Annotated in this window: 26 protein-coding genes, 1 tRNA gene, 1 pseudogene and 1 riboswitch; of the genes and pseudogenes, 13 read left to right on the top strand and 15 right to left on the bottom strand. The window is 68.5% G+C overall.

Annotated elements, in window-relative coordinates; translation table 11 throughout:
• Positions 1-16 precede the first annotated feature (16 nt).
• The 4 genes from SCNU_RS16750 to SCNU_RS16735 form a co-directional block, all read right to left on the bottom strand.
• On the bottom strand, positions 17-496 hold the full coding sequence (locus SCNU_RS16750) for a hypothetical protein (RefSeq protein ID WP_009680594.1): 480 nt from the start codon (positions 494-496) through the stop codon (positions 17-19).
• 270 nt (positions 497-766) lie between these two features.
• Complete coding sequence (locus SCNU_RS16745) at positions 767-970, bottom strand: cold-shock protein (protein ID WP_009680593.1); 204 nt, start codon at positions 968-970, stop codon at positions 767-769.
• A 157-nt stretch (positions 971-1127) separates the two neighbouring features.
• Positions 1128-1201: transfer RNA gene (locus tag SCNU_RS16740), tRNA-Gly, on the bottom strand.
• 110 nt (positions 1202-1311) lie between these two features.
• Positions 1312-1884 carry a TIGR03086 family metal-binding protein gene (locus tag SCNU_RS16735; protein WP_009680592.1) on the bottom strand — a complete coding sequence of 191 codons (573 nt, stop codon included), beginning with the start codon at positions 1882-1884 and terminating at the stop codon, positions 1312-1314.
• A 156-nt stretch (positions 1885-2040) separates the two neighbouring features.
• Here SCNU_RS16735 and SCNU_RS16730 point away from each other — a divergent pair.
• Together SCNU_RS16730 and SCNU_RS16725 are read left to right on the top strand one after the other, a co-directional pair.
• A pseudogene (locus tag SCNU_RS16730) lies at positions 2041-3482 on the top strand (DUF222 domain-containing protein); the annotation flags it as partial.
• Between the two features lie 215 nt (positions 3483-3697).
• Positions 3698-5026 (top strand): family 1 glycosylhydrolase, encoded by a 1329-nt coding sequence (locus SCNU_RS16725; RefSeq protein WP_420795028.1) that lies wholly within the window; start codon positions 3698-3700, stop codon positions 5024-5026.
• A gap of 31 nt (positions 5027-5057) precedes the next feature.
• Here SCNU_RS16725 and SCNU_RS16720 read toward each other — a convergent pair whose 3' ends face one another.
• The 4 genes from SCNU_RS16720 to SCNU_RS16705 all read right to left on the bottom strand — a co-directional run bounded on the left by SCNU_RS16720 (position 5058) and on the right by SCNU_RS16705 (position 9103).
• Positions 5058-6251 (bottom strand): ATP-grasp domain-containing protein, encoded by a 1194-nt coding sequence (locus SCNU_RS16720; RefSeq protein ID WP_040518710.1) that lies wholly within the window; start codon positions 6249-6251, stop codon positions 5058-5060.
• 66 nt (positions 6252-6317) lie between these two features.
• Positions 6318-6503 (bottom strand): type II toxin-antitoxin system antitoxin, encoded by a 186-nt coding sequence (locus SCNU_RS16715; protein WP_009680589.1) that lies wholly within the window; start codon positions 6501-6503, stop codon positions 6318-6320.
• The gene (locus SCNU_RS16710; RefSeq protein WP_040518731.1) at positions 6503-7387 is read right to left on the bottom strand and encodes an SPFH domain-containing protein; all 885 of its coding nucleotides are present in this window, start codon (positions 7385-7387) and stop codon (positions 6503-6505) included. Before SCNU_RS16710 ends, SCNU_RS16715 begins: the two co-directional genes overlap by 1 nt.
• A 75-nt stretch (positions 7388-7462) precedes the next feature.
• Positions 7463-9103 (bottom strand): alkaline phosphatase D family protein, encoded by a 1641-nt coding sequence (locus SCNU_RS16705; RefSeq protein WP_009680587.1) that lies wholly within the window; start codon positions 9101-9103, stop codon positions 7463-7465.
• Positions 9104-9265: 162 nt separating this feature from the next.
• On the opposite strand from SCNU_RS16705, the gene SCNU_RS16700 reads away from it, so the two are divergent.
• Complete coding sequence (locus SCNU_RS16700) at positions 9266-10336, top strand: metallophosphoesterase (protein ID WP_009680586.1); 1071 nt, start codon at positions 9266-9268, stop codon at positions 10334-10336.
• A 19-nt stretch (positions 10337-10355) separates the two neighbouring features.
• Here SCNU_RS16700 and SCNU_RS16695 read toward each other — a convergent pair whose 3' ends face one another.
• Positions 10356-10997, bottom strand: a complete 642-nt coding sequence (locus SCNU_RS16695; RefSeq protein WP_009680585.1) for a DUF998 domain-containing protein — start codon at positions 10995-10997, stop codon at positions 10356-10358.
• Positions 10998-11130: 133 nt separating this feature from the next.
• Here SCNU_RS16695 and SCNU_RS16690 point away from each other — a divergent pair, with 133 nt between their 5' ends.
• Positions 11131-12420 (top strand): acetyl-CoA C-acetyltransferase, encoded by a 1290-nt coding sequence (locus SCNU_RS16690; protein WP_009680584.1) that lies wholly within the window; start codon positions 11131-11133, stop codon positions 12418-12420.
• Between the two features lie 76 nt (positions 12421-12496).
• Here SCNU_RS16690 and SCNU_RS16685 read toward each other — a convergent pair whose 3' ends face one another.
• Positions 12497-13453, bottom strand: a complete 957-nt coding sequence (locus tag SCNU_RS16685) for a LysR family transcriptional regulator ArgP (protein WP_009680583.1) — start codon at positions 13451-13453, stop codon at positions 12497-12499.
• 67 nt (positions 13454-13520) lie between these two features.
• On the opposite strand from SCNU_RS16685, the gene SCNU_RS16680 reads away from it, so the two are divergent.
• The 4 genes from SCNU_RS16680 (at position 13521) to SCNU_RS16665 (ending at position 16742) form a co-directional block, all read left to right on the top strand.
• Positions 13521-14147: a LysE/ArgO family amino acid transporter gene (locus SCNU_RS16680; protein WP_009680582.1), complete on the top strand. Its 627-nt coding sequence runs from the start codon at positions 13521-13523 to the stop codon at positions 14145-14147.
• 77 nt (positions 14148-14224) lie between these two features.
• Positions 14225-15469: an NAD(P)/FAD-dependent oxidoreductase gene (locus tag SCNU_RS16675; RefSeq protein ID WP_009680581.1), complete on the top strand. Its 1245-nt coding sequence runs from the start codon at positions 14225-14227 to the stop codon at positions 15467-15469.
• 41 nt (positions 15470-15510) lie between these two features.
• Complete coding sequence (arsC, locus tag SCNU_RS16670; RefSeq protein WP_009680580.1) at positions 15511-15873, top strand: arsenate reductase (glutaredoxin); 363 nt, start codon at positions 15511-15513, stop codon at positions 15871-15873.
• A gap of 11 nt (positions 15874-15884) precedes the next feature.
• Entirely contained in the window at positions 15885-16742 is an 858-nt protein-coding gene (locus SCNU_RS16665; protein ID WP_009680579.1) for an alpha/beta fold hydrolase, read from the top strand.
• Positions 16743-16754: 12 nt separating this feature from the next.
• Here SCNU_RS16665 and SCNU_RS16660 read toward each other — a convergent pair whose 3' ends face one another.
• On the bottom strand, positions 16755-17921 hold the full coding sequence (locus SCNU_RS16660) for an ATP-grasp domain-containing protein (RefSeq protein ID WP_009680578.1): 1167 nt from the start codon (positions 17919-17921) through the stop codon (positions 16755-16757).
• A gap of 112 nt (positions 17922-18033) precedes the next feature.
• Here SCNU_RS16660 and SCNU_RS16655 point away from each other — a divergent pair, with 112 nt between their 5' ends.
• Positions 18034-18945: an EamA/RhaT family transporter gene (locus tag SCNU_RS16655; protein WP_238526471.1), complete on the top strand. Its 912-nt coding sequence runs from the start codon at positions 18034-18036 to the stop codon at positions 18943-18945.
• On the opposite strand, the gene thiG is transcribed toward SCNU_RS16655, so the two are convergent.
• The 3 genes from thiG to SCNU_RS16640 form a co-directional block, all read right to left on the bottom strand.
• Positions 18946-19728, bottom strand: a complete 783-nt coding sequence (gene thiG, locus SCNU_RS16650; RefSeq protein ID WP_009680576.1) for a thiazole synthase — start codon at positions 19726-19728, stop codon at positions 18946-18948.
• Positions 19721-19918, bottom strand: a complete 198-nt coding sequence (thiS, locus tag SCNU_RS16645) for a sulfur carrier protein ThiS (protein ID WP_009680575.1) — start codon at positions 19916-19918, stop codon at positions 19721-19723. Before thiS ends, thiG begins: the two co-directional genes overlap by 8 nt.
• Complete coding sequence (locus tag SCNU_RS16640) at positions 19909-21030, bottom strand: FAD-dependent oxidoreductase (protein WP_238526470.1); 1122 nt, start codon at positions 21028-21030, stop codon at positions 19909-19911. The genes thiS and SCNU_RS16640 overlap by 10 nt, the downstream gene beginning before the upstream one ends.
• A riboswitch (TPP riboswitch) is annotated at positions 21025-21138 on the bottom strand. (Overlaps the previous gene by 6 nt.)
• Positions 21139-21185: 47 nt before the next feature.
• On the opposite strand from SCNU_RS16640, the gene thiE reads away from it, so the two are divergent.
• The gene (gene thiE / locus SCNU_RS16635) at positions 21186-21863 is read left to right on the top strand and encodes a thiamine phosphate synthase (protein ID WP_009680573.1); all 678 of its coding nucleotides are present in this window, start codon (positions 21186-21188) and stop codon (positions 21861-21863) included.
• A 253-nt stretch (positions 21864-22116) separates the two neighbouring features.
• Positions 22117-22482, top strand: coding sequence for a hypothetical protein (locus SCNU_RS16630; protein ID WP_009680572.1), 366 nt, complete (start codon positions 22117-22119; stop codon positions 22480-22482).
• Here the strand turns inward: SCNU_RS16630 and SCNU_RS20245 are convergent.
• Positions 22368-22880, bottom strand: a complete 513-nt coding sequence (locus SCNU_RS20245) for an NUDIX domain-containing protein (protein WP_420795029.1) — start codon at positions 22878-22880, stop codon at positions 22368-22370. The two genes, SCNU_RS16630 and SCNU_RS20245, sit on opposite strands and share 115 nt — an antisense overlap.
• 238 nt (positions 22881-23118) lie before the next feature.
• Between SCNU_RS20245 and SCNU_RS16625 the strand changes: the two genes are divergently transcribed.
• Together SCNU_RS16625 and SCNU_RS16620 are read left to right on the top strand one after the other, a co-directional pair.
• Complete coding sequence (locus SCNU_RS16625) at positions 23119-24567, top strand: hypothetical protein (protein ID WP_040518706.1); 1449 nt, start codon at positions 23119-23121, stop codon at positions 24565-24567.
• Entirely contained in the window at positions 24564-25550 is a 987-nt protein-coding gene (locus tag SCNU_RS16620) for a transporter substrate-binding domain-containing protein (RefSeq protein ID WP_009680569.1), read from the top strand. The genes SCNU_RS16625 and SCNU_RS16620 overlap by 4 nt, the downstream gene beginning before the upstream one ends.
• Positions 25551-25553: the final 3 nt, after the last annotated feature.

Genomic DNA, 25553 nt, shown 5'->3' with positions numbered 1-25553 from the left:
ACGGTGCCGCCGAGCGTCAGGTGAGGATGAGCACGAGCAGCATCAGCACCGCCCACAGCGCAGCGGAGGCGGCGAGGAAGATGGCGACCGCCCGGCGCCGCTCCTGCACGGTCGGCGCCGGATACAGCTGCACGCCTCCCCACCGCGGGAAGAAGTAGCTCAGTTCGAGCAATTCGCCGCGGCATACGTCACCAGTCCACTCGGCGACGTTCTTGCACTTGGTTCCTCGCCGGATGAAGACCCGGAATCGGTGTGTCCCGGGGAGAACCGGAACCTCGATCCGCCCCCACGCTGCGGGTGCCAACTCATAGCCATCGACCTCGATGCTCACCTGCGACGACGCCAGGATCGGCCCGAAGACCGCGAATCCGCAGGTGATCGCGACGCCCTCCGTCAGGTACGGCGATGACGCCATCATCCCGAGCGCGATCGGTTGCGGCAGCCCGGGCGGACGGTTCCCCCACTGCGGTTCCCCGCCGGGCGGTGGCATGGTCATCGAGCCTCCAGAGATCGCATGGGCGTCCCCTGAGAATCTAGACGGCGCGCGATCGGCAGTCCGGCATCTGAACGACTACCGATTCGAGCCCGTCAGCTGCGTTCGCTCACTTCCGGGGAGAACGCTCGGTGAGGGACCGCGCGTGCGTCGGCGAACTGCGCGGATACGGCTCCAGTCGTCGACGCCGCGTGGAACGTCGCGGCTCCCGGCAACGCAAAAGCCCCAGATCATCTTTCGAGATCTGGGGCTCTGCTGTACGTGTCTGGCCGCTTAGATGGCGGTCACGTTCGTCGCCTGGGGGCCCTTGGCGCCCTGCTCCAGGTCGAACTCGACCCGCTGAGCCTCTTCGAGGTTGCGGAAGCCGCTACCTGCGATTGCGGAGAAGTGGACGAACACGTCCTCGCCGCCGTTATCGGGAGCGATGAAGCCGAAGCCCTTCTCGCCGTTGAACCACTTGACGGTTCCTTGTGTCATGCTGTGTTACTGCTTTCTTCAGGATGCGGAGGACAAGATCCGCCCACCGCTGTATCAAGCGTCCCACAGATTCGCGCTGCGCGCACACTCGGGGCGATGTACTTCTCCACTCGTTCGACGAACCGAGGCCGAAGTACCTGTCTGACAGGGGATTTCGTGGAGCCGATGACGGGAATCGAACCCGCACTCTCAGCTTGGGAAGCTGATGTTCTACCACTAAACTACATCGGCACTGCGAGGTGATCTCGCGGCTCCAACCCTAGCAAACCGGAATCATCGCGCAGTGACCGACGCCCCGGAAAAGGGTCGGTGTGAGGCGGCGCTGGTGTCGAGCGACTCCGTCAGGCGACGGTCCAGTTCGGATCGCGACCCGAGAGTCCGACGAGGCGGTCGATCGCAGGCGCGTCGTCCGCCACCGGAACACTGACGCCGAAAGGCTTGCCCTCGCCCTGAAAATCGGGGCTGAGCATGTTCGGCGCGAACTGCAATGACGCCTCGACCCCCGCGTCTGCCGGCGACCAGTTCTCGCCCGCCGCCCGGGCGAGATCCCAGCCGTGAACCTGGTACTCCCACAACATCATCGAGAGCGCCATGTCGCCCGGCATCGCCGAGTCGCCGATCCGGACCGGATCGGCGGTCGCAGCAGGAAGCACCTCGTCGAGCCTGCCCGCCAGCGCGCGGACCTGTTCCGCACCAGTGCCGGTCACGGTGACCGCGCCCGGATCGCCGCAGAGATGGTCGGCCGAGGTGTAGCCGTCGGCGAAGGCGCTCAGCCAGCCGACGACGTGGTGGCGGAGGGTCTGAAAGTCGAAGTCGGAACACGGTGTGGGCGCCGTCGCGGGAGTGTCGGCGGCACTGTCGAGCAGATCGGCGAGGTCGTTGAGCGTCTGATTCAGTGCGACAGAAGTTTCCATGTCTCGACCGTACGGCTCGGCAGAGGAATGGTCTTGAAGATTCCCGACATCCCCCGCCGCCCTCCGGCCAATCCGATTCTGTCGTACCCTCCTGATACCTTTCAGGTAATCGAAAACCAGGCATGACCAGCCAATATTCGACGGGAGGTGACAGCAATGAGCGATCAGACCGGTGCCGTCGATCTGCCCGAGAACCCGGCAGCCCTCCTGGCCCTGATCGAGGCCGCCGGGGCCAAGCTCACTGCCGCATCGCTGGCACCGGAGTCGGAACAGGCTCTGCTGGCTCATGCCGAGGCCGCCGAGCGAATTCGGCGGCGCTGGGACGGCGTCACCGCAGGCCTGCTGGTCGAGGTCTCCGACCGCAATGCGCACCGGACCGCGGGGTACTTGAATCCACGGCAGTACCTCGCCCACGGCCTGCGAGTCGGGACCGGCGAAGCCGGGCGCCGCCTGCGTCTCGCCGAAACGATCGGCCGCTTCTCCAATCTCCAGGGCGAGACCCTGCCGCCACGCGCCTCAGCCACTGCCGCGGCCGTTGAGGAGGGCGTGATCGGCGCCGGCCACGCACTGGTGATCTCGTCGGTGATGGCCAAGATCCCGGGGGCCATCAGTGCCGAGGTGAAGGCACGCGCCGAGGCCCAGTTGGCCGAGGCCGCGGCCGGCCTGAGCCCGGAGGAGCTGGGAAAGGTCGGCGACCGGCTGCTCGCTCACCTCGACCCCGACGGGCAGGAGACCGATCACGCGGACCGACAGCGCCAGCGAAGCCTGACGATCTCCCCGCAGGATCGGCAGCTGATGAGCCGAGTCCGCGGCGCGTTCACCCCTGAACTGCGCGCCAAGTTCGAGGTGATCCTGACCGCGTGGGCCGCACCGGGATGAACAACCCCGCGGACCCTCACTCGCCACACGGGGCCGTCGACGCACCCGGCCTCGATCACGACCAGCTGGTCGCCGCCCGCGAGAACGATCTGCGCAGTGCCGCGCAGCGGAACCATGATGCGCTGGTCGCGCTGTGCGACTACGTTCTCGGCCATGGAGGACTCGGCGGTCCGGATCGGATTCCGGCCGAGTTGGTCATCACCGTGACCGACCAGGAGCTGGCCGCTCACGCCGGAATCGCGTTGACCGCGACCGGTACTCGCGTGCCGGTCGGCGAACTCGTCACCCTCGCCGCGCACGCGACCCAGCATCTGACTGTGTTCCGGAAGCACACCAGCGAGGTGCTCTATCAGGCGCGCGGCGCGCGCTTCGCAAATAAGGCTCAGCGCCTGGCACTGTTCGCCCGAGACCGCGGCTGCACCGGTCCCAGCTGCGACCGTCCGTTCGCGCAGACCGAAGCTCATCATGCCCCTGATTGGGCAGAAGGCGGTCGCACGGACATCGACGCCATGGGCGCGGCGGGCCCCCGCCACAATCGTTCCGTCGGCCGCCGCCGCGGCCAGTGGGAGACGATCGTTCTCACCGACGGCCCGAACCAGGGACGCATGGTGTGGCGACCGGCCACCATCGACGGGCCGTGGCAGGTCAACCCCATCCACCACGCCGGTCAGGTCAGAGAGTTGCTGCCGCGGGTGCTCCCCCACGCCCCGCCGGACTCGGTGGCCTCGACCGCTGAGCGGTACCTGGCCCACCTGCTCGTAGCCCCCTCCCCCGCCGATGCGGGCCGGGGGCTCATGGCTGCGCGAGTCCGACCTGGTCACTGCGCCGGAGTCAGCAAGCGGCCCGCGAACCTGGTGATCGCCGACGATCGATCTCAGACACCTGTCCTAGCGAATGGGGCACTTATCAGCCGAATGAGACTACCGTCACATTCATGCCGGGAGCTTCAACGCGGTGCCGCGGTCGACCGCCCCGCGCTACCGGTGTGTTCGTTCTCGTAGCAGTCCTTCTCGCCGCCATGACGCTCGGCGCGCCCCCGGCACAGGCGAAACCGTCGGCCGGGCTGCCCTCAGGCTTCCTGTGGGGCGTCGCGTCGTCGGGGTTCCAGTCCGAGGGCAGCTCCCCGGACAGCAATTGGACGCGCTACATCGCCGACGGCAAGACCGACGACGCGATCGGGACATCGGTCGACTTCCGCCACCGCTATCGCTCCGACATCGCACTCGCCGCGAACCTCGGCGCCAAGGTCTACCGGGTCGGCATCGAATGGTCGCGTATCGAGCCACAGCCCGGCCTCCTGGACGCTCGCGAACTCGACTATTACGACGACCTCATCGAGAGCATCGTCGACGCGGGCATGCGGCCGATGATCACCCTCGATCACTGGGTGTATCCGGGCTGGATCGCCGACCGCGGCGGCTGGGCGGACGCGGGCACCCTCGACGCCTGGCTGCGGAACAGCAAGCTCGTCGTCGACCGCTACCTCAAATACCACCCGCTCTGGATCACCATCAACGAGCCGAGCGCCTACGTACTGAAAGAGGTTCAGCACGGCGGGATCTCGCAGCGCTCATCGATGCTGATGTTCGACAGGCTGGTGTCGGCGCACCAGGAGATCTACCGGTACATCCACTGGAAGGAACCCGGCGCCCAGGTCAGCTCCAACGTGGCCTACATCCCGACCGTCGAACCCGCGCTCGACCGCCTGTTCCTGAACCGCGTCCGTGGTCAACTCGACTACGTGGGGCTCGATTACTACTACTCGATCTCACCGACCGACCCGACCGCCGCATACGCCGCGAAGAACGAGTTCTGGAAGGCCTCGATCGCGGCCGACGGCATCTACTACGCCCTGCGCGACATGGCGCAACGCTTCCCCGGCAAACCGCTCTACGTCGTGGAGTCGGGGATGGCCACGGAGAACGGCAAGCCGCGACCCGATGGATACCGCCGCGCCGACCACCTGCGCGACCTCGTGTACTGGGTGCAGAAGGCTCGGCGCGACGGACTGCCGGTGATCGGCATGAACTATTGGAGCCTCACCGACAACTACGAATGGGGCAGCTACACACCGCGATTCGGCCTGTACACGGTGAACGTCAAGAGTGACCCGACGCTGCAGCGGATTCCGACCGACGCGGTCGCCGCCTTCCGGAAGATCACCGCCGCCAACGGCGTCGGCCCACGGTACCGGCCCAGCAGGCCGTCGACCATCTGCTCACTGGTCGCGGCCCCCGGCAGCTGCCTGCTCCCGGCGCCCTAGCTGGAACCGCACCCGGGCCGTCGCCGCGTCCTCAGACGCTGATGCCGCCCCCGTCGTACAGGACGTCGAAGAACTGCGTCGCGACGAGTTGCTCGCCCTTCTTGCGATTCATCCCGAGGGCCTTGCGGTAGGCGCGGATGTGCTGCAGCGACAGCGCCGTGTACAGCAGCGGCAGGTAGTCGTGATCGCCGTAGTAGACGTCGGTGGCGCCCTTGGCGGCGGCGCGGTTGGAGCGCGCCCGCAGCGGATGACGCAGCGTGTCGCGCACCACCGCGACCTCGATCTTCTTCTTGCGCCCGGCGGGCACCACGACGAGGCCGTCGGGGCTGAACAGCGCGGTGTCGAACTCCTCGGGAGTTGCGACGGTGCAGCCGGCGGTCGGACGCGGGTTGCACTCCACCATGTAGTGGGTGCCGTCCTCGGTGACCATGTAGTCGAAGCTGATCTGACCGGTCCAGTTCAGCTCCTTGGCGATTCTCTGCGCGGCCTCCAGCGACTGCGGCGAGTCGACCGATTCGAAGACGATGCCGCCGCGGTCGTCGATCATCAGCGGGTGCTCGTAGCAAGAGTGCAGGACGATCTCGCCCTCGTGCGCGACGCTCCAGCTGCAGCGGTCGGTGCCGCTGAGGAACTGCTGGACCATCCACGGGTCGTCGACGGTGGGATGGATGTCGTCGATGTCGCCGTCGCCGGCCAGCGGTCCGGTGTTGGTGATGATGTCCATGCCGCCGCGGCCGTAGGCGGCGCGCGCGAACCAGTGGTCCCAGTTCCCGATGGCGGCCTTGAACTGCTCCTCGTCGGTGGCCGTGATCGGCTCGGCGACCGGCAGTCCGAGTTCCCCGCACAGTTCGGTGAACGAGACTTTGTCGTGCACCTTGTGCAGCGCGTCGAACCCGGGGAAGAACAGCGTGGCCTCGGGGTGCGCGGCCAGAATCTTCTCGCGGTGGGCCGAGAGGTAGAAGACGTCCTCGAACATCGGCAGCAGCCAGTTGATGTCGTGCTCGCTCATCAGATCGATGATCGAGTCGATGAACTCGCCGGTCCGCTGAGTCGGCGCGGGGGTGACGGCATGGGCCGAGGCGCCGCGCGAATGGCTGCCCGGCGCGGCTTCGAAAGTGTCGGTGGCGAGGACGAACCGGCCGGTTGCGCCCAACTTGCGGATCTCGTCCACGGCGAACGGCATGCGCGAGGTGGTCGTGAGGACCCTGGGTGCAGAGGAGGACATGTGTCGAGACGGTACCGGCACCCGTCGGGTTCCCGCGCCCCGAGCGTCAGACCTCGCCGATTCGTCTCAATTCGGCCCCCGACCGGCATGCTTCAACGCGAGCCGTAGAGCGTACTCGAGCTGCGCGTTCACGCTGCGCAGATCGTCGGCCGCCCACTTGGCGATGGCCGCGTGGACCTCGGGGTCCAGCCGCAGCAGCACCTTCTTCGGTTCGCGCTTCGCCGGACGGGAAGCGCCCGACTGTTCGGCCATCAGGCGTACAGGGTTCCCGTGTTGACGACCGGCTGCGTCGCACGGTCGCCGCACAGGACCACCAACAGGTTCGACACCATCGCCGCGCGCCGCTCCTCGTCGAGTTCCACGACGCCCTGCTCCGCCAGGCGGTCCAGCGCGAGACCCACCATCCCGACCGCGCCTTCGACGATCTGCTGCCGCGCGGCGACCACCTGTGCCGCCTGCTGGCGGACGAGCATCGCCTGCGCGATCTCCGGCGCGTACGCGAGGTGCGTGATCCGCGCCTCGATGATCTCGATCCCCGCCATCTGGGTGCGCTCACGCAGTTCGACGGTCATCTCTTCGGCGACGGTCGCGCCGTCGCGGAGGCTGACGGTGTCCGCCTGATGGGAGTCGTACGGATAGCTGGTGGCGAGGTGACGGACGGCGGCCTCGGACTGGATGGCGACGTACTCCTCGTAGTCGTCGACGGCGAACGCGGCCTTGAAGCTGTCGACCACGCGATAGACCACGACCGCCGCGATCTCCACCGGGTTGCCGTCGGCGTCGTTGACCTTCAGCTTCTGCGTCTCGAAGTTCCGGATCCGCAGCGAGATGGTCCGACGATCGGTCAGCGGGGTCACCAGGTAGAAGCCCGACTCGCTCACCGAACCGATGTACCGGCCGAAGAATTGCAGCACCTTCGCCTCGTTCGGGCTCACCACAGTCAGCCCGGTCATGGCCAGGAGGGCCGAGAAGCCCACGATGACCGCGACAACGGTCACGACGATCAGCGCCGCCGACGAACCGTCGGCCACCATCGCGACGGTGCCGATGACGAGCACCACGCAGACGATGAACACGATCAGTGAGCCGAGGAGTCCGACGAATCCGTTGGTCCGCCATGCCTTCCGGAAATCCACTGCCACAGTCCCTCCGTCGTCGGCGGATTCGCCCACCGCTATCTTTATGATATCACCGAGATATCGTCCGCAGGACTATCGCGCAGGCCCCGCGGCCTTCGTCATCCGTCGCGTTCCGGCGCCGACCTTCCACGACTGCGCGTGGTACTCACCCGTGTGCTTGTCGGCGCGGTCGTTGAGCGAGTACCAGTCCATCTGCGCCGCAGCGGAGGTCACGGTCAGCACGCCGTAGCCGTGGGCATCGGTGTCCACCCAGCGTGCGTGATGGTTCGTCGCCTGAATCGCCGCCGCTGCCGCATTCCCGACCGTGTGCTCCGGCGCCTTCACCATGTCGTCGACGTTGTTCGAGGTCACCGAGGTGACGACGAACTCGGTGCCCAGCGTCCCTGCCCGCGGATAGTCGCCCGCGTTGCGCGGAATGTCGTTGGCCCATGACATGTGGATGTCGCCGGTGAGAAAGACGACGTTCTTCCGGCCCGCGCGATCGGCCGCGTCGAGCAGCCTGGCCCGGTCCTTCGTGTACCCGTCCCACTGATCGGTGTTGAACGGGACGCCGTGCTCGGGAATACCGACGAGGTCGGTGAGGGCCTTGGTGGTGTCCGGATTGAGCGGCGGCAGCAGGAACGGGGCGACCATCACCGAGTTCCCGATGAACTGCCAGGTGGTGGGTGAGGTGACGATGCCGCCCGACGCCCACTCCATCTGCGCGCGACCGGTGATGGTCGTCGTGTTGCTGTCGGACTGCTTGCCGAAGCGGGACGCCTCCCTGTCCCGGTACGTGCGGAGGTCGAGCATCGACAGTTCCAGCAGCCTGCCGTAGCGCAGACGGCGGTAGATGTGGCGGTTCCCCGCCGACACCGCGGGCCGGACCGGCATCCACTCGTAATAGGCCTTGTCCGCGTTGGCTTTCCGTGCGGCCCACGACCCCTGCTTCGCCGGATCGTGATTCTCCGCCCCGGAGCGGTACGAATTGTCGGCGGTCTCGTGGTCGTCCCACGTCACGATGAACGGGAGCGTGCCATGCAGCTGCTGCAGATCGGGGTCGGTCTTGTACTGCCCGTGCCGGATCCGGTAGTCGGCGAGCGAGACGATGTCATGCGCGGGCCGGTGCGTCCGGACCGGGCCGTTCTTTCCGCCGTACTCCCCCGCGCCGTACTCGTAGATGTAATCGCCGAGGTGCACGACGGCGTCGAGTTCGGACCGCTTCGCCAGATGCCGGTACGCCGCGAAGTAGCCCGCCTCCCAGTTGGAGCAGCTGACCACGCCGAACTTCACCTTCGCCACGTCGGCGTCGGTGGCCGGCGCGGTCTTGGTCCGGCCGACCGTGGAGACCGCACCCGCCGCCGGACCGCCCGTTACCCGGAATCGGTACCAGTACAAGGCTTTCGGCGCGAGTCCCGAGACGTCGACCTTGACCGTGTGATCCCGAGAGGCGTCGGTCGACACGGCCCCCGAGACGACCACCGAGCCGAACGAACGGTCCGCCGCCACCTCCCAGATCAGCGACGACCGCCCGCCGCGCCCAGACCCCGGCGCGGCGTCGGCGGTGGGTGTGACTCGCGTCCACAGGATCACCCCGCCCGGGAGCGGGTCACCCGAGGCCACCCCGTGCTGGAATACCAGGCGCGAGGGGGTGTCACCGCGTGCGGCACCGGCGGCAGTCGAGGCGACAGCGGGGACGCCGAGCGCCAGGGCGCCGGCGCCGGCCGCGCCCATGAACGTACGACGGGAGACAGGGAGGGAGTTTCGCTTCTCAGACATCGCGAGCAACGCTGGCAGAGGCAGGTTGCCGGCGAATGAACGCCGCCGAACGTCGATCTTGCGAGATGTGTTGAATTCACGCCGTTCTCGTTCACTTGAGCGTGAAACCATCCGACCATGACCGAGAACAGCCCTCAGCCGCACGCGCGCGGCCTCGATCGTCGCTCCTTCCTCGCCGGCGCCGCCGCAGTCAGTGCCGCGGCCGGCCTCGGCGGCCTCGCCACGGGCGGCGGAACGGCCGCCGCCGCAACGCGGTTCCCCCTGCCCACCGGGGAGTCCCACCTCCGCGTCCTCGTCACGGGCGATGCGGGCACCGGCGAGAAGCCCCAGTACGCGGTCACCTCCGCCGCGCGAAAGCTGCACGCCGCCAACCCCTTCGACATCGCCTTCGGACTCGGCGACAACATCTACGAGGCGGGCCCCACCGGCCCCGACGACACGCAGTTCTCGACCAAGTTCGAGAAGCCCAACACCGGCCTCGACTTCCCGTGGCTGATGGCCCTCGGCAATCACGACAACACCGCGATCTTCCCCGGCGACGGCGGCTGGCTTCACCGCGGCGACGCCGAAGTCGCGTACCACCGACGCTCCCGGCGCTGGTACATGCCCGCGCGGTACTACTCGGTGCCGCTCGGTGTGGCCGATGTCTTCGTCCTCGACATGAATCCCCTCGCCGCGTACATCCCGCCGTTCCTCTCGCCCGAGTGGGAACCGGGCGGGCACTACATGACCCGGCAGGCGACATGGCTCGACAAGGCGCTCCGCACGTCCACCGCACCGTGGAAGATCGTCTGCACCCACCACCCGTACGCCAACAACGGCCCGCACGGCCCGGCAGGCGACTTCGACGGACTCCCCGCGCCGCTCAACGGCGCGGAGATGAAACGGTTCATCTCCGACCACGTCGCCGGTCGCGCGCACTTCCTGTTCTCCGGTCACGACCACAGTCAGCAGGTGCTGGAGAACGTCGCTGGTCTGCGCGGGACGCGCCAGATCGTCTCGGGCGCGGCAGCGAAGTCGGTGAACAGCCGATCCACCGGGCGGTTCCGCGCCAGGTACGAGAACTACACCGACCGCGGATTCATGACGCTCGACATCAGTGCGGACTCGGTGACGCTGACCGCGCACGAGGTGTCTGCGACCGGAAGCGCATCCCGAACGGCGTTCACGACGACGTATCGCCGCTGATCACGGCCGCTCGCAGACCTCAGCGAGATTCGGTGACTCGACCCCATCGGGAGATCGCCACACCCCAGAAAGCCATCCACACGCTCATGCCGCCGACCTGGATGCGCTGGGCCAAGCCGAGTCGGTAGTCGCCGCCCAGGCGGTCGGCCGCCAGCATCCACACGGTGGCCAGCACGACAATCGCGAACACCACACCGCCGCCGTACCGCAACCACTGCCAGTCCTGTCTACGCCAGGCGGCCAGCGACGCCGCGACCATGGCGACGAAGATCGCGATGACCGCCAGCGAACTCGTCAGCGCATGGATGTGCTCGAGCTGCGGCAGCAGTCCGCGCGACTGGTCTGGGCATCCCGGATCGCGGCCCGCGAGGCACTCGATCGGCATCAGCGCGTCCGCGATCGTCGAGGCGCCGAACGCGCCGATCGCGATCGCCGCCGTGATCGAGAACTTGTTCCGCACCAGGCGCGGCGGAAACAGCAACCCGACCGCCGCGGCCAGGGTGAAGACCCCGGTGAGGACGTCCCCGGCGACGTAGACGTTGCGATGCGGCATGTGCCCGCTGTCGAGTTCGGACAGGAACGACCGCATCGGGTCGAGGCCGGAATGGAAGAAGAAGTCGAGAATCCACGACGAGTAACAGATGCCCGCCAGCACCAGCATCAAACCGATCAGGCCGCATCTGACGCGTTGAGAGTGCACGACTGCCGAGTTTACCGGTGCGGGCGTACGACCGGTGCACGGTCGACGACCGCCGACTCAACGTTTACATCGCCCGATGGTAACTTCCTCTGTCATGTCACCTCGCGAACTCCAGGACGTGTATGTCCTCGGCGGCAACCGGATCCCCTTCGCCCGCTCCAACGGCGCCTACCTCGGCGAGACCAACCAGTCGATGCTGACCGCTGCGCTGAACGGCCTCGTCGACCGCTACGACCTGCACGAGACGCGACTCGGGGAGGTCGCAGGCGGCGCCGTGGTCAAGCTCGCCCGCGACCACAGCCTCACCCGGGAGAGCCTGCTCGACACTCGGCTCTCGAGGTCGACGCCGACCGTCGACGTCCAGCAGCAGTGCGCGACCGGCGGACAGTCCGTGGTCCACATCGCGAACAAGATCGCCTGCGGACAGATCGAATCCGGCGTCGCCTGCGGTGCCGACACCACCTCCGACCCGCCGATCGGGTTCGGGCCGCGGCTGCGCAACCGGCTGGTCCGCGTCAACTCCGCGCGCAGTCTGCCGGATCGACTGCGCGAGGCGGCGCAGCTTCCGCTCTCGCTCGACTTCGACGTACCGAGCCCGGCCGAACGACGCACCGGACTCGCACCCGGCGCGGCGCAGGCGGTCACCGGCGCGGCGTGGGGCGTCGACCGCGGCGAGCAGGACCGGATCGCCCTCGCCTCACACCGGAATCTGGCGCAGGCGTACGACGACGGCTTCTTCGACGACCTCATCACGCCGTTCGGCGGTCTCACCGAGGACGACAACCTCCGGCGGGGACTCACCGCCGAGCGGGTCGCCGCGCTGTCGCCGTGCTTCGGCGGCCCTGATGGGACGATGACGGCGGCGAACTCGACCACGCTGACCGACGGCGCGTCTTCGGTGCTGATGGGCAACGCGGAATGGGCTCAGCGGCGCGGTCTGCAGCCGCTCGCTCGCGTGGTGGACGCGCAGAGCTGGGCCGTCGACTACGCGGACGGCGACCCCAAGACTCAGGGCGTGCTGATGGCTCCGGTCTACGCCGTCGACGAACTGCTGCGCCGGAACGAGCTGGCCCTGCAGGACTTCGACTTCTACGAGATCCACGAGGCTTTCGCCTCGCAGGTGGTCTCGACGCTCGCGGCATGGAACGACGACGAGTTCTGCCGGACCCACTTGAACCGCGATCAGGCGCTCGGCGAGATCGATCCGACCAAGCTCAACGTGCGTGGCGGCTCGCTCGCCACCGGCCATCCGTTCGGCGCGACCGGCGGTCGCATCGTCGCGACGGTCGCCAAACTCCTCGCCGGGGCGCCCGATTCACGTGCGCTGGTCTCGATCTGCGCAGGCAGCGGCATGGCCGTCACCATGATCCTCGAGTCGGCGTAGCGAGCTTCGGGGGTCCCCAGTCCGTCAGCTTTGTGTGCCGGAAAAGCCGTGACCGGCGGCATGCACGACACTCCTGTCAGCGGCTGCCCGACGGCCGCGCCTGCGCGGCCGTCGCGCGCCGCGGCGGCACGAGGCTTCGCCGCGCGTGGTCGACGATGATCTCGGTCAGCGCGGTGACGGCCGGCGACCGCAGCTTCCAGTACTGCCAGAAGAGCGGGACGTCGAGCGGCTTGGACGAGAGCGGCACCAGGTCGCGGCCCAGATACTCGTCGTCCAGATCCACTTCCGGAACCGCTCCCCAGCCGATGCCCGCGACTATCGCCCGGCGGTACTCGGCAGCCGCCGGAATATAGTGCACGGGTGGTGAGATCGGCTCGGCCACCAGCTGTTTCATCATTTTGATCTGCAGATGATCGTTGCTGTCGAACATCACCATCGGCGCATAACCCATGTCCCGCGCACGCACGCCGGACGGCAGCCAGTGGTCGATGAAGTCCTGTGACGCCACCGGCCGGTACCGCAGCGATCCGAGTTCGATGGTCGCGCAGCCACGGACGCCGATCGGATCGGAGGTGACGGCACCGATCACGTCGCCCGCGCGGAGCATCGCGGCGGTGACGGACTCGTCGTCGCGGTTGACGTCCAGCGCGACGGCATGGTCGCGGTGCAACTGCGCCAGCACGGGCAGAAACCACGTGGCCAGCGAGTCCGCATTGCACGCGATCGACAGCTCCACCCGAGGCAGATGTCGCGGATCACCGTCGAACTCCGGTGCGGCACCGATGAGTTCGCCACGAGCCTCGGCGACCAGGACGTCCCACTGCTCGCCGAGTCGGGCCAGCACCTCTCCGTCGCTCGTCGGCGTGACGGGCTTGGTCCGCCGCACGAGCACCCGCCCCACCGACTGCTCGAGCGACTTGATCCGCTGACTCACGGCGGACGGCGTGACGTGCAGTGACGCCGCAGCCGCCTCGAACGTGCCCTCGCGGAGCACCGCGGTGAGTGTGATGAGTCCTTCCGCCGACAGTTCCATGTTCAGCGATTCTAATGTTTCTTAAGAATCATTCGCTGGCTTGAACATGGTCGCCTTCTTAGCGTGGATGGACGTGACCACCACGTACCTTCTCGCTGCGCTCGCCGGCCTGATGACAGGCGCCGGCCTCATCATCGCGATCGGCCCCCAGAACGTCTACGTCATCAGACAGGGCGTCGCCGGCGTGTACGTGCTCCCGGTGATCGCCGTCTGCGTGGTCTCCGACATCATCCTGATCAGTGCGGGCACTGCGGGCCTCGGCTCCGTGGTGAGTGCGCACCCGACGGCGGTGACAGTCGCCAAGTACCTCGGCGGCGGCTATCTGATGATCCTCGCCGTTCTCGCCGCCCGACGGGCGATGCGGCCCGCCGCGGGGCACGAGCGGTCGGAGCCGGGCCGGGCCGTCGGACTCTGGACCGCGCTCGGCACCGCCGCGGCCCTGACCTGGCTCAACCCGCACACCTATCTGGACGCCGTCCTCACCCTCGGGTCCATCGCGAACAGTCACGGCGGCGCCAGGTGGTCGTTCACTCTCGGTGCCTGCATCGCGTCGCTGATCTGGTTCCTGATGCTGGGATTCGGGGCGAAGCGGATGGCGCCGTTGTTCGCCTCCGCGCGCGCCTGGCGAGTGCTCGACACCGCGATCGCGGTCGTGATGGCGAGCCTGGGCGCGGTGTTGGTGATCGGGGCCTGAACGGCTCTCGTGTTCGACCCGCGCTGCTGGCATCGGCCTAGACTCGAGTTCGGAAAGCGATAGTGAGGAGAAGTGAGATGACACAGCCGAACCGAACCTCCGATCCCGTCGCGATCATCGGCGGCGGCCTCGCGGGCGCGAAGACCGCGGAGCACCTGCGCGAGCAGGGATTCACCGGTGCGATCACGCTGATCGCGGCCGAGCGCGTGGCGCCCTACGAGCGCCCTCCCCTGTCCAAGGAGTTCCTCGCCGGGACCAAGGCACTGCCGGACTTCACGGTGCACGACGAGGCCTGGTACCGCGACAACGACATCGATCTCCGCCTCGGCGTCCGTGCCGAGTCCCTCGACCTCGCGGGGCGCACGGTCGCCCTCGACACCGGCGGATCGGTGCCGTTCGGGTCGCTGGTGCTGGCCACCGGTTCGCCCCCGCCCCCCCCGCCGATCCCGGTCTCGGACGCGGCGGGCGTCCACTGTCTGCGGACGGTCGACGACGCCCGCGCGCTCATCGGGGTCCTGGGCGAGGGAAGTCGACTCGCGGTGATCGGCGGCGGCTGGATCGGCCTCGAGGTCGCCGCGGGCGCTCGCGGGCGAGGTGCCGACGTCACCGTGGTCGAGGCCGCCGACCAGCCGCTGCGCGGGCCGCTCGGCCCGGAGATCGGCGCGGCGTTCGCCCGACTGCATCGAGAGCACGGCGTCGACCTCCGCCTCGGGCGCGCGGTCGAGTCGATCACCGTCGACGACGGCCGCGCCGGCGGGCTGCAGCTCGACGACGGGCAGACGGTGGTCGCCGATGCGGTGCTCGTCGCCGTCGGTGCGCGACCCGAGATCTCGCTGGCCGAGTCCGCCGGACTGGCGCTCGCCGGCGGCGGCGTGGCCACCGATTCCGGACTGCGGACCAGCGCCGACGGGGTCTTCGCGGTCGGCGACATCGCGGCTGCAGAGCATCCCGTCCTCGGCACGCGCGTGCGCACCGAGCACTGGGCCAATGCGCTCAACCAGCCGGCTGTGGTTGCGGCGAACATCCTGGGCGGCGACGCCGAGTACGACCGGATGCCGTACTTCTTCACCGACCAGTACGACCTCGGCATGGAGTACCGCGGCCACAGCGACGGCTACTCGCGCGTCGTCACCCGGGGAGATGTCGACGGACTGGAGTTCCTCGCCTTCTGGCTCGACGACTCGGGAATCGTGCTGGCCGGGATGAACGTCAACATCTGGGACGCGGGCGACGAGATCGCCGCGCTCGTCGAGGCTCGTCGGCCGGTCGACGCCGCGGCGCTGACCGACCCTCGAGTACCCTTGGCCGACTTGATCTCCTGATCGATCACCGCCGACGCATCGACCACCGAAAGGGACCGTCTGTGGACGCCACCATCTACTACAACCAGAGCTGCAGCAAGTCCCGTCACGCACTGGACACCCTGCGGCAGACGGGCGCCGACGTGCACGTGGTCGAGTACCTCACCGAGACACCGGACCGGGCGACGCTCGCCGAGCTGATCTCGTCGGCGGGCCTGTCTGTGCGCGATGCGGTCCGGACCGGCGAACCGGTGTACGCCGAACTCGACCTGGACGGTGCCGACGACGACGCGCTTCTCGACGCGATGGTCGCCAACCCGTCGCTGATCCAGCGCCCGCTCGTCGTGGCCGACGGTGCGACGGTGATGGCGCGGACGCCGGAGAGTCTGCAGGAGATCGTCGATCGGCTGGCCCGCCGCGGGTAACGTCCTCTGACGTGACCTCGCCGAAGATCGAACTGATCCGCACTGCGGCCGACACCGTCATCGCGGCCTCCCGTAGGGGCGACGGCCCCACCGTCCTGCTCAGCGGCGGACTCGGAATGCCTTATGGCGTATGGCAGTTCACCGGGGTGCCCGATGCCTTGGTGGACGCGGGATTCTCGGTCATCACCTACTCGGCACGCGGGCTGGCGCCGTCGTCGGCGCCGCCCGCGCCGTACTCCGTACCGGAGATGGCCGACGACGCCATCGCGGTGCTGACCCACTTCGAGGTCGACGACGCGGTTCTGGTCGGCTATTCGATGGGCTGCTACATCACCCAGGTGCTCGCCTCCGCGTGGACCGGGAGCATTCACGGCATCGCGATGATCGCCGGTCTGCGATCGTCGGCGATCGGTGAGATCGTCAACGAGATGGAGCTGGGGCTCATCGACGGTCTCGGCGAGATCCCGGAGTCGGTCTCGGTCTTCGAACAGATCATGACCACTCTCGGTCCCGGCATGCTCGCCGACGACGCGACGGTCCGCGGCTGGTGGACGATGCTGACGTCCGGCGATCCGGTGTGGACCTCTGTCGAGGGACTCAAGGGGCAGCTGTCCGCCTCGCAGAGCTGGATGCTGGCGCACGAGCCGACGCCGGAACGCCTGTCGACCATCGAGTCGCCGACTCTCGTCGTCGCCTACGAGCACGACGTCTTCTTTCCACCCGCCGGAAGTCGGGACGCCGCGTCGCACCTCCCTGCCGCGGACTTCCACGTGCTCGACGGCCACGCGCACGGCGGGCTGATGCTCGACCCCGAGCACCGCGCGACGCAGCTCGTCGTCGACTTCTGCCGGAAGGTGACCGCAGTTTAGAACTGCAGCGGCTCAGATCTTGTGCCCGTCCCACTCGTGGTCGTGCATGAAGGCCTCGGCGAGACCGACCTTGTACTTGTATCCGTGGGTGAGGATCGCGATGTAGGCGGGGATCAGCATGACGGCAGGCAGTCGGTCCTGCGGATCGTAGATGACGTCGCTCGCGGCGCGGAAGTCGCGGAAGAACTGGCGCAGGCTGTTGCCCGCCCGGCCCGACTTCCGCCAGCCGTACAGCGTCATCCCCACTCCGATCATCCGCGTCCGCCCCTCCGGCGGGCTGATGATCTCGGTGTTCTCACCGAAGAACGCGCGATCGAGCCGATTCTCCCTGGTGTACATCATGATTCCGCTGGTGCCGCGCGGATTGCACTCGATCGTGTACAGCCCCTTCTCGGGGTGATCGATGAAGTCCAGGCCCATGTGGCCGGTGAAGTTGACCGACTTCGCGAAGCGCTGCACCCAGTCCAGGATCGGCTGGTGGTCGACCTGGGTGAACGCCAGGCAGGAGCTGCCGTCGATCGCGTACGACACCGGATAGGTCGCGTGCGCGAAGACCTCGCCGTCACGGCACACCGAATAGGTGCAGTACCGGTCGCCCTCCATCCACTCCTGCGCGATCCACGGATTGGCGGGATCGAACGTGAGGAAGTCGAGTGACTGGCCGGGGTGCGCCTTGTAGACCTTCTGCGAACCGCGCGAGTAGGTCTGTTTGACGGCGAACGGCGTGTCGAAGTCGAGTCCCTCGGTGTCTTCGGCGGACGCGATCTTCGCGAACTTGAGGGTCGGGAAGCCGCGCTCCACCAAGGCCTCCTGGAAGGAGAACTTGTTGTGCAGCATGTCCTCCAGCTCGAACGGAGACAGGAAGAGCTCGCAGGTCGGCGGGAAGAGACCGGCCATCATCGACAGGATGTCGGTCTCCTCGTGAATCGGGATCACCATGTCGATGCCCTCGGACTTCACGAGTTCGGCCACTTCGCGGCAGTACTCCTGCGGCTTGAACTTCGGCGGACTGACCCGATGGAACGACGACACCGCGTTCGAGAACCGGCTCACCGTGATCGGAAGGCTGTCGCACGTCGACACCTTGTGACCCGCCGCGGCGAGTTGCCGAGCCAGATTGAGCGTCAGGAACGACCTGCCGAAGGTAATCAGAACATGTTTGCGCGCACCAGAGACCACAGATACAGAGTAGACAAGGGAACAAGTCGTCCGTGTAGCGTGTTCTTACCGAGTACTCATCAACGACTCAGGGGTTTCTTCGTTGTTCGCAATCGGGATCATCGCTGCGTCGATGGCTGCGGTGGCCTACGGTGTCTCGACCGTCCTTCGAGCGCTCGGTGCACGCCGGGTCGCGGTGGAGCAGCGGGACGAGGGCAAGGCCGGAATCGACGGCAGCAGTTCGCCGTCGGTCGAGTCGACCTTCTCCACGCTGGTCGACCCCGCATTCATCCTCGGCACCGTCATGGTCGTCGTCGGCTTCGCCGGCGGCGCGGTGGCGGCACGCTTCCTTCCACTCTTCCTGGCTCAGTCGATCGTCTCGGCGAACCTCGTCGTGACCGCGCTGCTCGGCACCCTGCTGCTGAACATCACCCTGCACACCCGCGACTGGGTGGCGATCTGGCTGGTTGTCCTCTCGCTGTTCATGCTCGGCGTGTCGTCGGCGCCCGGCGCGAACGACGACGCGTCCATGACGTTCCACTGGGGTCTGCTGGCCGCGACGGTAGTCCTCTGCTCGGTCTCCCTGTTCGGCGTCTACCGCGGCGGTGCGTTCGCCGCGCCGATCGGCGGTGCGGGCGCGGGCCTGCTGTTCGGTGTCATCGCCTGCTCGGTGCGGGTGCTCGACGGGCTGGAGCCGTTCGACCTCGTCACCGTCCTCCGCGACCCCGCCGCGTGGTCCATCGCGATCGCCGGAGCCGTCGGCTTCTACGTGCAGACGGTCGCGCTGCAGGTCGGCGCCGTCAGTGGCGTGACCGCGATGCTGGTGGTCGGCGAGACCGCCGGGCCGAGCATCGTCGGCGTCGTCTTCCTCGGCGACAGCGCGCATGCCGGCCTGGGTTGGCTGGCGATCGTCGGATTCATCGGCGCGGTGGTCGGCGCGGTCCTCGTCGCCTGGTACGGCAGCGGCGACCCCGACCACTTCGGCGAGGCCCCGCCCGAGAAGGGCGGGTGGCGACGCGGCCGGGAGCAGATCGAAGAGCAGTGATCAGCGCACGGGCGACGACGCCTGTGCCCAGAACCGTTTCGGGATCCGTCCGGCGTTCGCCGCCAGATACCCGCCGATCACGGCATGCCGCATCGCCGCCGCCATCGCCTCCGGATCGTCGGCGCGGGTGACCGCCGACGCCAGCAGCACGGCGTCGCAGCCGAGCTCCATCGCGAGGGCCGCGTCGCTGGCGGTGCCGATGCCCGCGTCGAGGATCACCGGGATCCCGGCGCGCGCGACGATCATCTCGATGTTGTGCGGATTCGAAATGCCCAGGCCGGTGCCGATCGGCGAGCCCAGCGGCATCACCGCCGCGACGCCCGCGTCCTCGAGCCGCAGCGCCAGCACCGGATCGTCGTTGGTGTAGGCGAACACCGAGAAACCGTCGGCGACCAGCGCTGCGGCGGCGTCGACCAGCTCCAGCGGGTCGGGCAGCAGCGTGCGGTCGTCGGCCACCACTTCGAGCTTCACCAGATCGGTCTCGCACGCCTCGCGGGCCAGTTGCGCGGTGAGCACCGCTTCGGCGGTGGTGTGAGCGCCTGCGGTATTGGGCAGCACCTCGATGTCGAGTCGGCGCAGCAGATCGAGCACGCCGGTCCCCGATTCCGGGCTGATCCGCCGCATCGCGACCGTCGTCAGCTCCGTTCCCGAGGCGATGAGCGCGCGTTCGAGCGCCGCGAGGTTGGCGGCTCCACCCGTCCCGGTGATCAGCCTCGACCCGAACTCGCGGCCGGCCACCGTCAGCGGCGGAACGGTCGGTCCACCGAACACCGGGTCAGCCACCTTGCACCGCGGTGAGGACGTCGATCTCGGCGTAGGGCTTGATCGGGGTATCCCATTCGGCCTTGGGCCGGACGATTCCGTCGACCGCGACCGCGACTCCGCAGTCGGGTAGGCCGAGGTGCGCCAGCAGTGCGGGCACGGTCGGCGCCTCGTCGAGGATCACGGTGTCGCCGTTGACTGTCAGTTCCATATCGGACTCCCTGTGTGTAGCTGCTTGTTCGTGACGGGCTCGTGTTCTCCGCCGAGCAGGTCGACGACCTGTGCCGCGGTCCACGGTGCCAGTGCGATCCCGTTGCGGCCGTGCCCCGCGGCCACGACCACCCGTGCATCCTCGCGCCGGACCACCGGCACCCCGTCCGGCGACGACGGCCTGATGCCCGCGCCGGCTTCGACGAGCTCATAGCTGCGCAGCCCGGGCATCAGTTCACCGGCGTCCGACAACAGATCGCCGACGCCGCCCGCGAGCGGCACCCGATCGGCGTCGTCGTACGCCTCGTACTGGGTCGCGCCCAGGACGATGCCGTCCTCGCGGGGCACGAGGTAGAGCGGACGCCCGTGCCAGCGGGCTCGGATCACCTCGGTCGGCGGCGGCACCGACCACCGCGTTCTGCGGAGCCGGAGGATCTCCCCCTTCTCGCCTCGCAGGTCGATGCCGGGCACCAGCCGACGGGTGCCGAGTCCGGCCGCGACGAGGATCTGATCGCCGGGCACGGCGCGCAGGTCCGTGACCGTCGCCTGCTCGCGGATCGCGCCACATGCGTCCAGGGCGCGCTCGAGCGCGGCGATGAGCCTCCGATTGTCGATCGATCCCTCCCCGATCGCCCGGAAGCCTCCGGCGATCCCCCGGACCAGCGCGGGCTCGGCGGCGCGCAGTTCCGCGCCGGACATCGGCTGCAGCCGCTCCGCGGCATCCGGCGCGTGGCCGGTCAGGAACCGCACCTGTGAGGCGAGGTGGTCGACGTCGGCGGGCGCCGCGCCGATCAGCAGGCTGTCGGCCGCCGTCTCCACCGACGGATCGCCGAGCCGGGCGAGCAGCGCGGGCCAGCGCGCGACGGAGTCCCGCGCGACGGCGAGCAGCCGATCCTCGCCCGGGTGCCCCTCGGCGAGACAGCCGAGCATGCCGCCGGCGACGTCCGCCGCCCGCGCCCCGGGGCCCGCATCGAAGATCCGGACTCGCCATCCGCTGTCCGCGGCGGCCAGCGCGCAGGTGAGACCGACGACGCCGCCCCCGATCACCGACAGGTCGCCGCGGCGGGCGGCGTCGGCCGGTCGCCGCGGTTCGGTACGCATCCGTTCAGACATTCTCGGTCAGCCTTCCTTCGCCGGCATTATCCGGATCAGGTGTGACGGTCAGCGCCGGCGCAGCGCACTCTCAGCCCGGCGGACCTCCGGACTCCCGTGTCGATTACTCGTAGCGCCGAGCTTACCGCTCGACGGTGCGGGCTACCGTTGCGGTCATGAACGCCCGCACTCGCCTAGACACGGCCCGCCTCTATCTGTGCACCGACGCTCGGCGCGAGCTCGGGGATCTCGTCGAGTTCGTCCGCGCCGCAGTCGACGGCGGGGTCGACATCGTCCAGCTGCGGGACAAGAACTCGCCGGGCGAGCGGGAGTTCGGCGAGCTCACGGTCGCCGAGGAGCTCGACCTGCTGGGACGGCTCCGGGAACTGACGCAGGCGGCGGGCGCCCTGCTCGCGGTCAACGACCGCGCCGACATCGCGGTCGCCGCCGGGGCCGACGTGCTCCACATCGGTCAGGACGATCTGCCGCCGTCGCACGCGCGCCGGATCGTCGGACCGGACGTGGTGATCGGCCGGTCGACGCACAGCGTGGAGCAGGCTCTCGAGGCGGCCGCCGACGACGACGTCGACTACTTCTGCACGGGCCCGTGCTGGACCACCCCGACCAAACCGGGGCGCGCGGCGACCGGGCTCGGGCTGGTCGCCTCGACCGCCGACGCGCGACCGTCGAAGCCGTGGTTCGCGATCGGCGGCATCGATCTGCCGCGCGTCGCCGAGGTCACCGCCGCCGGCGCCGAGCGGATCGTCGTGGTCCGGGCCCTCACCGGCGCCGCCGACCCGGCGGGCGCCGCTCGCGACTTGAAAGCCGCTTGCCTTTCCGACGGCTCGGAGTAGGCTGCACTGCATCATGTGGAACCTTCTCGTAGCCCGCCGCAGCGGGGTCTGAATTCGACCGACCCCCCCGCTGCGGGTTCGTCGTCTCTCCACTCTGGACCGTCGGTCATCGAATCTTCGACCGAAATGAAGGCTCCAGATGCGTTCCATTCAAGTCCTCCCGACATCCTGTACTCGTGACCGCGGCGCCGACCGTCCCTATCGCACGCCTGCGACCGGTCTGCCGCACTGGTTCCCACGAGAGGCGGCAGGTATGACGACTCAGCGTTTCGACGAGACGTATGCGCCCGCCGGTGTCATCGCGCTCGAGGCGATGTCGATCGAACCCGACCGCGGCGACACCGTCACCTGCCGCGCCCGGATCAACCTCGGCAAGCGCACCCACGACGTCAGCGCGACCGCCGTCGGCAGCATCGGCGCGATGACCGAGATGCTGTACGCGCTCGGGGCCGGCGTCGAGATCGCCGCACTCTGCCAGCATCAGGACGACGGCGAGGTCGTCACCTATCTGCTGTGCCTGCGCGATACGCGACAGTGCTGGTCGTACGGTCGCGGCCGGACCGGTGACGAGGCGACCATCAACGCCCTCATCGCCGGTGCCAACCAGCTCGCGAGCTGAGACGGCGGTGCGATCAGCTCTCCGGCTGCAGCCGCGCCAGCAGTTCCGGCCACGACTTCGCGAGGCCGGGGTGCAGCGGAAGGTCTGAGACCGCGCCTGCCGAAACCCAGCGGAGTTCCGCGGATTCGCCGTTGCCCGGACCCAGGTGCTCGGCGGCTACGGGCTCCCGACCCGTGGCAGCCGCCAGCTGTCAGCCGCACCGTCGTGTAGCTCCATTCCGGGGCCCGATGCGTGACGATCGATTCGACCACCGCGACGTCGGCCTCGATGATGCCCGCCTCCTCGTGCGCCTCGCGCACGGCGGCCTGCTCGGCGCTCTCGTGCGAGTCGCGCGCCCCTCCGGGGAGTCCCCACGTTCCGCCCTGGTGCGACCAGATGGCTCGATGCTGAAGCAGCACCACCACGTCGCCGTCGGCCGGCGCGCACAGCAACAGACCCGCGGCACCGAACCGGCCCCAGTAGCGCGAGCCGTCCGCACCGAAAACCCAGCCGTCACCGTCTCCGCGCACTCTGCGACCTCCCGCACCACCACCGACTGTCCGGTCGGCGTCTCTGACGAATCACCGTACCGGGCTGGCCGTCCAGGCGCAGCCGCGCCGACTAGGGTTGAGACCAGCACTTCCGAAGGGACAACTCGTGGCCGGCCAGGTATACCGAGTGCGCTCCGCACTCACGCACGCGGGCCGCAGTGTGCTGCCCGAGCGCGGGGCCCCGAGTCCGACTCTTCGCCAGGTGATCGCCGACCGCCGGGAGATCGCCGCGATGACCCGGGAACGGGTGTCGTCGCCCCTCGTGACGCTGCGCTTCTACGCCACGACGACACCGGGCAAACTCGTCATCATCCTGCTCGCGATGGTCCTCGCCTGCGGACTCACCGGCTGGTATTCGTCGGTGTCGCTGACCAATCGAAGTCAGACGCTCGAAGCGCTGGTGAACCGTGCGGAGCCGCAAGCCGAGGCCGCCGAGGTCCTCTACAGTTCGCTGTCCGTGGCCGACGCCGCCGCCAACTCCGCGTTCATCTCCGGCGGGCGGGAATCGCCCGAACTGCGCACCGAGTACATGGACTCCATCGCCACCGCCTCCACCGCACTGGTCGCCGCGGCCGACGGACTGTCGACCGCCGCGGAGTCCTCCGATCGCGACAGATCCTCACGCGCCGACCTCGACACCATCGCGACCAGCATTCCGGTGTACACCGGGCTGATCGAGACCGCCCGCACCGACAACCGGCTGGGCAACCCCGTGGGATCGGCGTACCTGAGCGAGGCGTCCTCCCTGATGCTCGGCACCATCCTGCCCGCCGCGCAACGGCTCTACGAGGACCGTTCGTCGGCCATCTCCGAACCCCAGCGGACGCTCACCGTCCCACCGTGGGGCGTGTACGTCGCACTGCTGATGATCATCGGAATGCTGGTCATCACCGGCCGCTACCTGGCGAGACGCACACGTCGCCACTTCAACATCGGCCTGATCGGCGCACTCACCGCGCTGGTCCTCGGCACCGTCTGGCTGCTGGTCTCCGGTCTGCTGTCGGTGGCGGCGGCAAACACCGCCAAGACCGCGGGCGCCGAACCGCTCCACACGCTGACCACCATGCGCATCCTGACGCAGCAGGCACGGTCCGCCGAGACCCTGTCACTGGTCCGGCGGTCGGACCCGGGTGAGCTCGACGTCGGCTTCGTGAAGGATCTCGAGGAGATCAACACGTACGCCGACCAACTCGCGAAGGACCCCGATCACGCGGACGATCACGGCCTCCTGCAGCCGATCACCGACGTGCAGTCGGCGCTCGAGCGGTGGCGCAGCGCCCACGAGGAGGTGGGACGCAGGCTCGCGGGCGGCGACTTCACCGCGGCCCGCGCGCTGACCATCGGCGACGGCAAGATCAGCACCGCGACCGGATACAACGAGGTCAACGACGCACTGGTCAAGGCCATCGCGGAAGCGCGCAACACCTTCCGCAGCAACATCAGCACCGCCCAGCGTCTGCTCGGCTTCACCGGGACCGGGATCGGCGTGCTGTGCGGCGTCGCCGCGGTCGCCGTCGCCGTCGGCCTGTTCCCTCGGATCCGGGAGTACCGATGACCGATCGCCGCATCCGACTGCTCGCTCTCGCCGGATCGATCTGCACCGCCGCGGTCGTGGTGGCCGGCTGCGCCACCGAGACGGTCTCGCCCGCCGATCCCCCGTCGACCACGGCGAACGCGCCGCTGCCGCCCGACGTGACATTCGGCGCGCAGCCCGACGCGCCGACGTCGACCGCAGAATGCAATGCGACCGCCGGACTGCGCCCCGACCCGTTGCCCGAGCCGCGCCAGATGCCTCCCGGCTCGACGATGGACCGGATCGCCAAACGCGGCCGACTCGTCGTCGGCACCGACCTCGGCAGCAATCCGCTGAGCTTCCGGGATCCGATCAGCGGCGACGTGAAGGGCTTCGACATCGACGTCGCCCATTGGATCTCCGCCGCGATCTTCGGCGATCCGAACCTGATCGAGTACCGGATGATCACCAACGACAACCGCTCGGAGGCGCTGGAGAACGGTACGGTCGACATCGTCGTCAAGACCATGTCGATCACCTGCGATCGACTCAAGACGGTCTCGTTCTCGGTGCCGTATTACGCGGCGTCCCAGCAGATCCTGGCCTATCGCAACTCCGGGATCTCGCAGGCGTCCGATCTCGCGGGCAAGAACGTGTGCGCCACCCGCTCGTCGACGTCGATCGCGCGGGTACAGGAGGCGGTGCCGAGCGCCAAGTTCATCACCACCGCCAGTTGGGCCGACTGCCTGGTGATGATGCAGCAGGGCCAGGTGGACGCCATCACCTCGGACGATCCGATCCTCGCCGGTATCGCGGCGCAGGATCCTTGGGTCCAGGTGGTCGGCGACAGTCTCGGCACCGAGTACTACGGGGTCGGGATCCCGAAGGGGCAGGACGACCTCGTCCGATTCGTCAACGGCGTGCTCGCGGCCCGCGAGGCCGACGGCAGTTGGCAGCGGTCGTACAACGAGTGGCTGTCGATTCTCGGCCCCGGCTACCCGCCACCGACCACGTACCGGGATTGACGC

Source organism: Gordonia neofelifaecis NRRL B-59395 (assembly GCF_000192435.1).
Lineage (GTDB): Bacteria > Actinomycetota > Actinomycetes > Mycobacteriales > Mycobacteriaceae > Gordonia > Gordonia neofelifaecis.
This window is presented reverse-complemented; position numbering and strand designations above follow the sequence as displayed.

Bases quoted from the DNA above. Each gene is read 5' to 3' on its own strand.
- SCNU_RS16720 (WP_040518710.1), bottom strand. From the start codon at position 6,251: ATGTCCTCCTCTGCACCCAGGGTCCTCACGACCACCTCGCGCATGCCG.
- thiE (WP_009680573.1), top strand. From the start codon at position 21,186: ATGAACGCCCGCACTCGCCTAGACACGGCCCGCCTCTATCTGTGCACC.
- SCNU_RS16705 (WP_009680587.1), bottom strand. From the start codon at position 9,103: ATGGGCGCGGCCGGCGCCGGCGCCCTGGCGCTCGGCGTCCCCGCTGTC.
- SCNU_RS16745 (WP_009680593.1), bottom strand. From the start codon at position 970: ATGACACAAGGAACCGTCAAGTGGTTCAACGGCGAGAAGGGCTTCGGC.
- SCNU_RS16685 (WP_009680583.1), bottom strand. From the start codon at position 13,453: ATGGAACTGTCGGCGGAAGGACTCATCACACTCACCGCGGTGCTCCGC.
- SCNU_RS16675 (WP_009680581.1), top strand. From the start codon at position 14,225: ATGACACAGCCGAACCGAACCTCCGATCCCGTCGCGATCATCGGCGGC.
- SCNU_RS16750 (WP_009680594.1), bottom strand. From the start codon at position 496: ATGACCATGCCACCGCCCGGCGGGGAACCGCAGTGGGGGAACCGTCCG.
- SCNU_RS16715 (WP_009680589.1), bottom strand. From the start codon at position 6,503: ATGGCCGAACAGTCGGGCGCTTCCCGTCCGGCGAAGCGCGAACCGAAG.
- SCNU_RS16725 (WP_420795028.1), top strand. From the start codon at position 3,698: ATGCCGGGAGCTTCAACGCGGTGCCGCGGTCGACCGCCCCGCGCTACC.
- SCNU_RS16690 (WP_009680584.1), top strand. From the start codon at position 11,131: ATGTCACCTCGCGAACTCCAGGACGTGTATGTCCTCGGCGGCAACCGG.
- thiS (WP_009680575.1), bottom strand. From the start codon at position 19,918: ATGGAACTGACAGTCAACGGCGACACCGTGATCCTCGACGAGGCGCCG.
- SCNU_RS16680 (WP_009680582.1), top strand. From the start codon at position 13,521: ATGGACGTGACCACCACGTACCTTCTCGCTGCGCTCGCCGGCCTGATG.
- SCNU_RS16640 (WP_238526470.1), bottom strand. From the start codon at position 21,030: ATGTCTGAACGGATGCGTACCGAACCGCGGCGACCGGCCGACGCCGCC.
- SCNU_RS16655 (WP_238526471.1), top strand. From the start codon at position 18,034: ATGGCTGCGGTGGCCTACGGTGTCTCGACCGTCCTTCGAGCGCTCGGT.
- SCNU_RS16700 (WP_009680586.1), top strand. From the start codon at position 9,266: ATGACCGAGAACAGCCCTCAGCCGCACGCGCGCGGCCTCGATCGTCGC.
- SCNU_RS16695 (WP_009680585.1), bottom strand. From the start codon at position 10,997: ATGCTGGTGCTGGCGGGCATCTGTTACTCGTCGTGGATTCTCGACTTC.
- SCNU_RS16630 (WP_009680572.1), top strand. From the start codon at position 22,117: ATGACGACTCAGCGTTTCGACGAGACGTATGCGCCCGCCGGTGTCATC.
- SCNU_RS16735 (WP_009680592.1), bottom strand. From the start codon at position 1,884: ATGGAAACTTCTGTCGCACTGAATCAGACGCTCAACGACCTCGCCGAT.
- SCNU_RS16620 (WP_009680569.1), top strand. From the start codon at position 24,564: ATGACCGATCGCCGCATCCGACTGCTCGCTCTCGCCGGATCGATCTGC.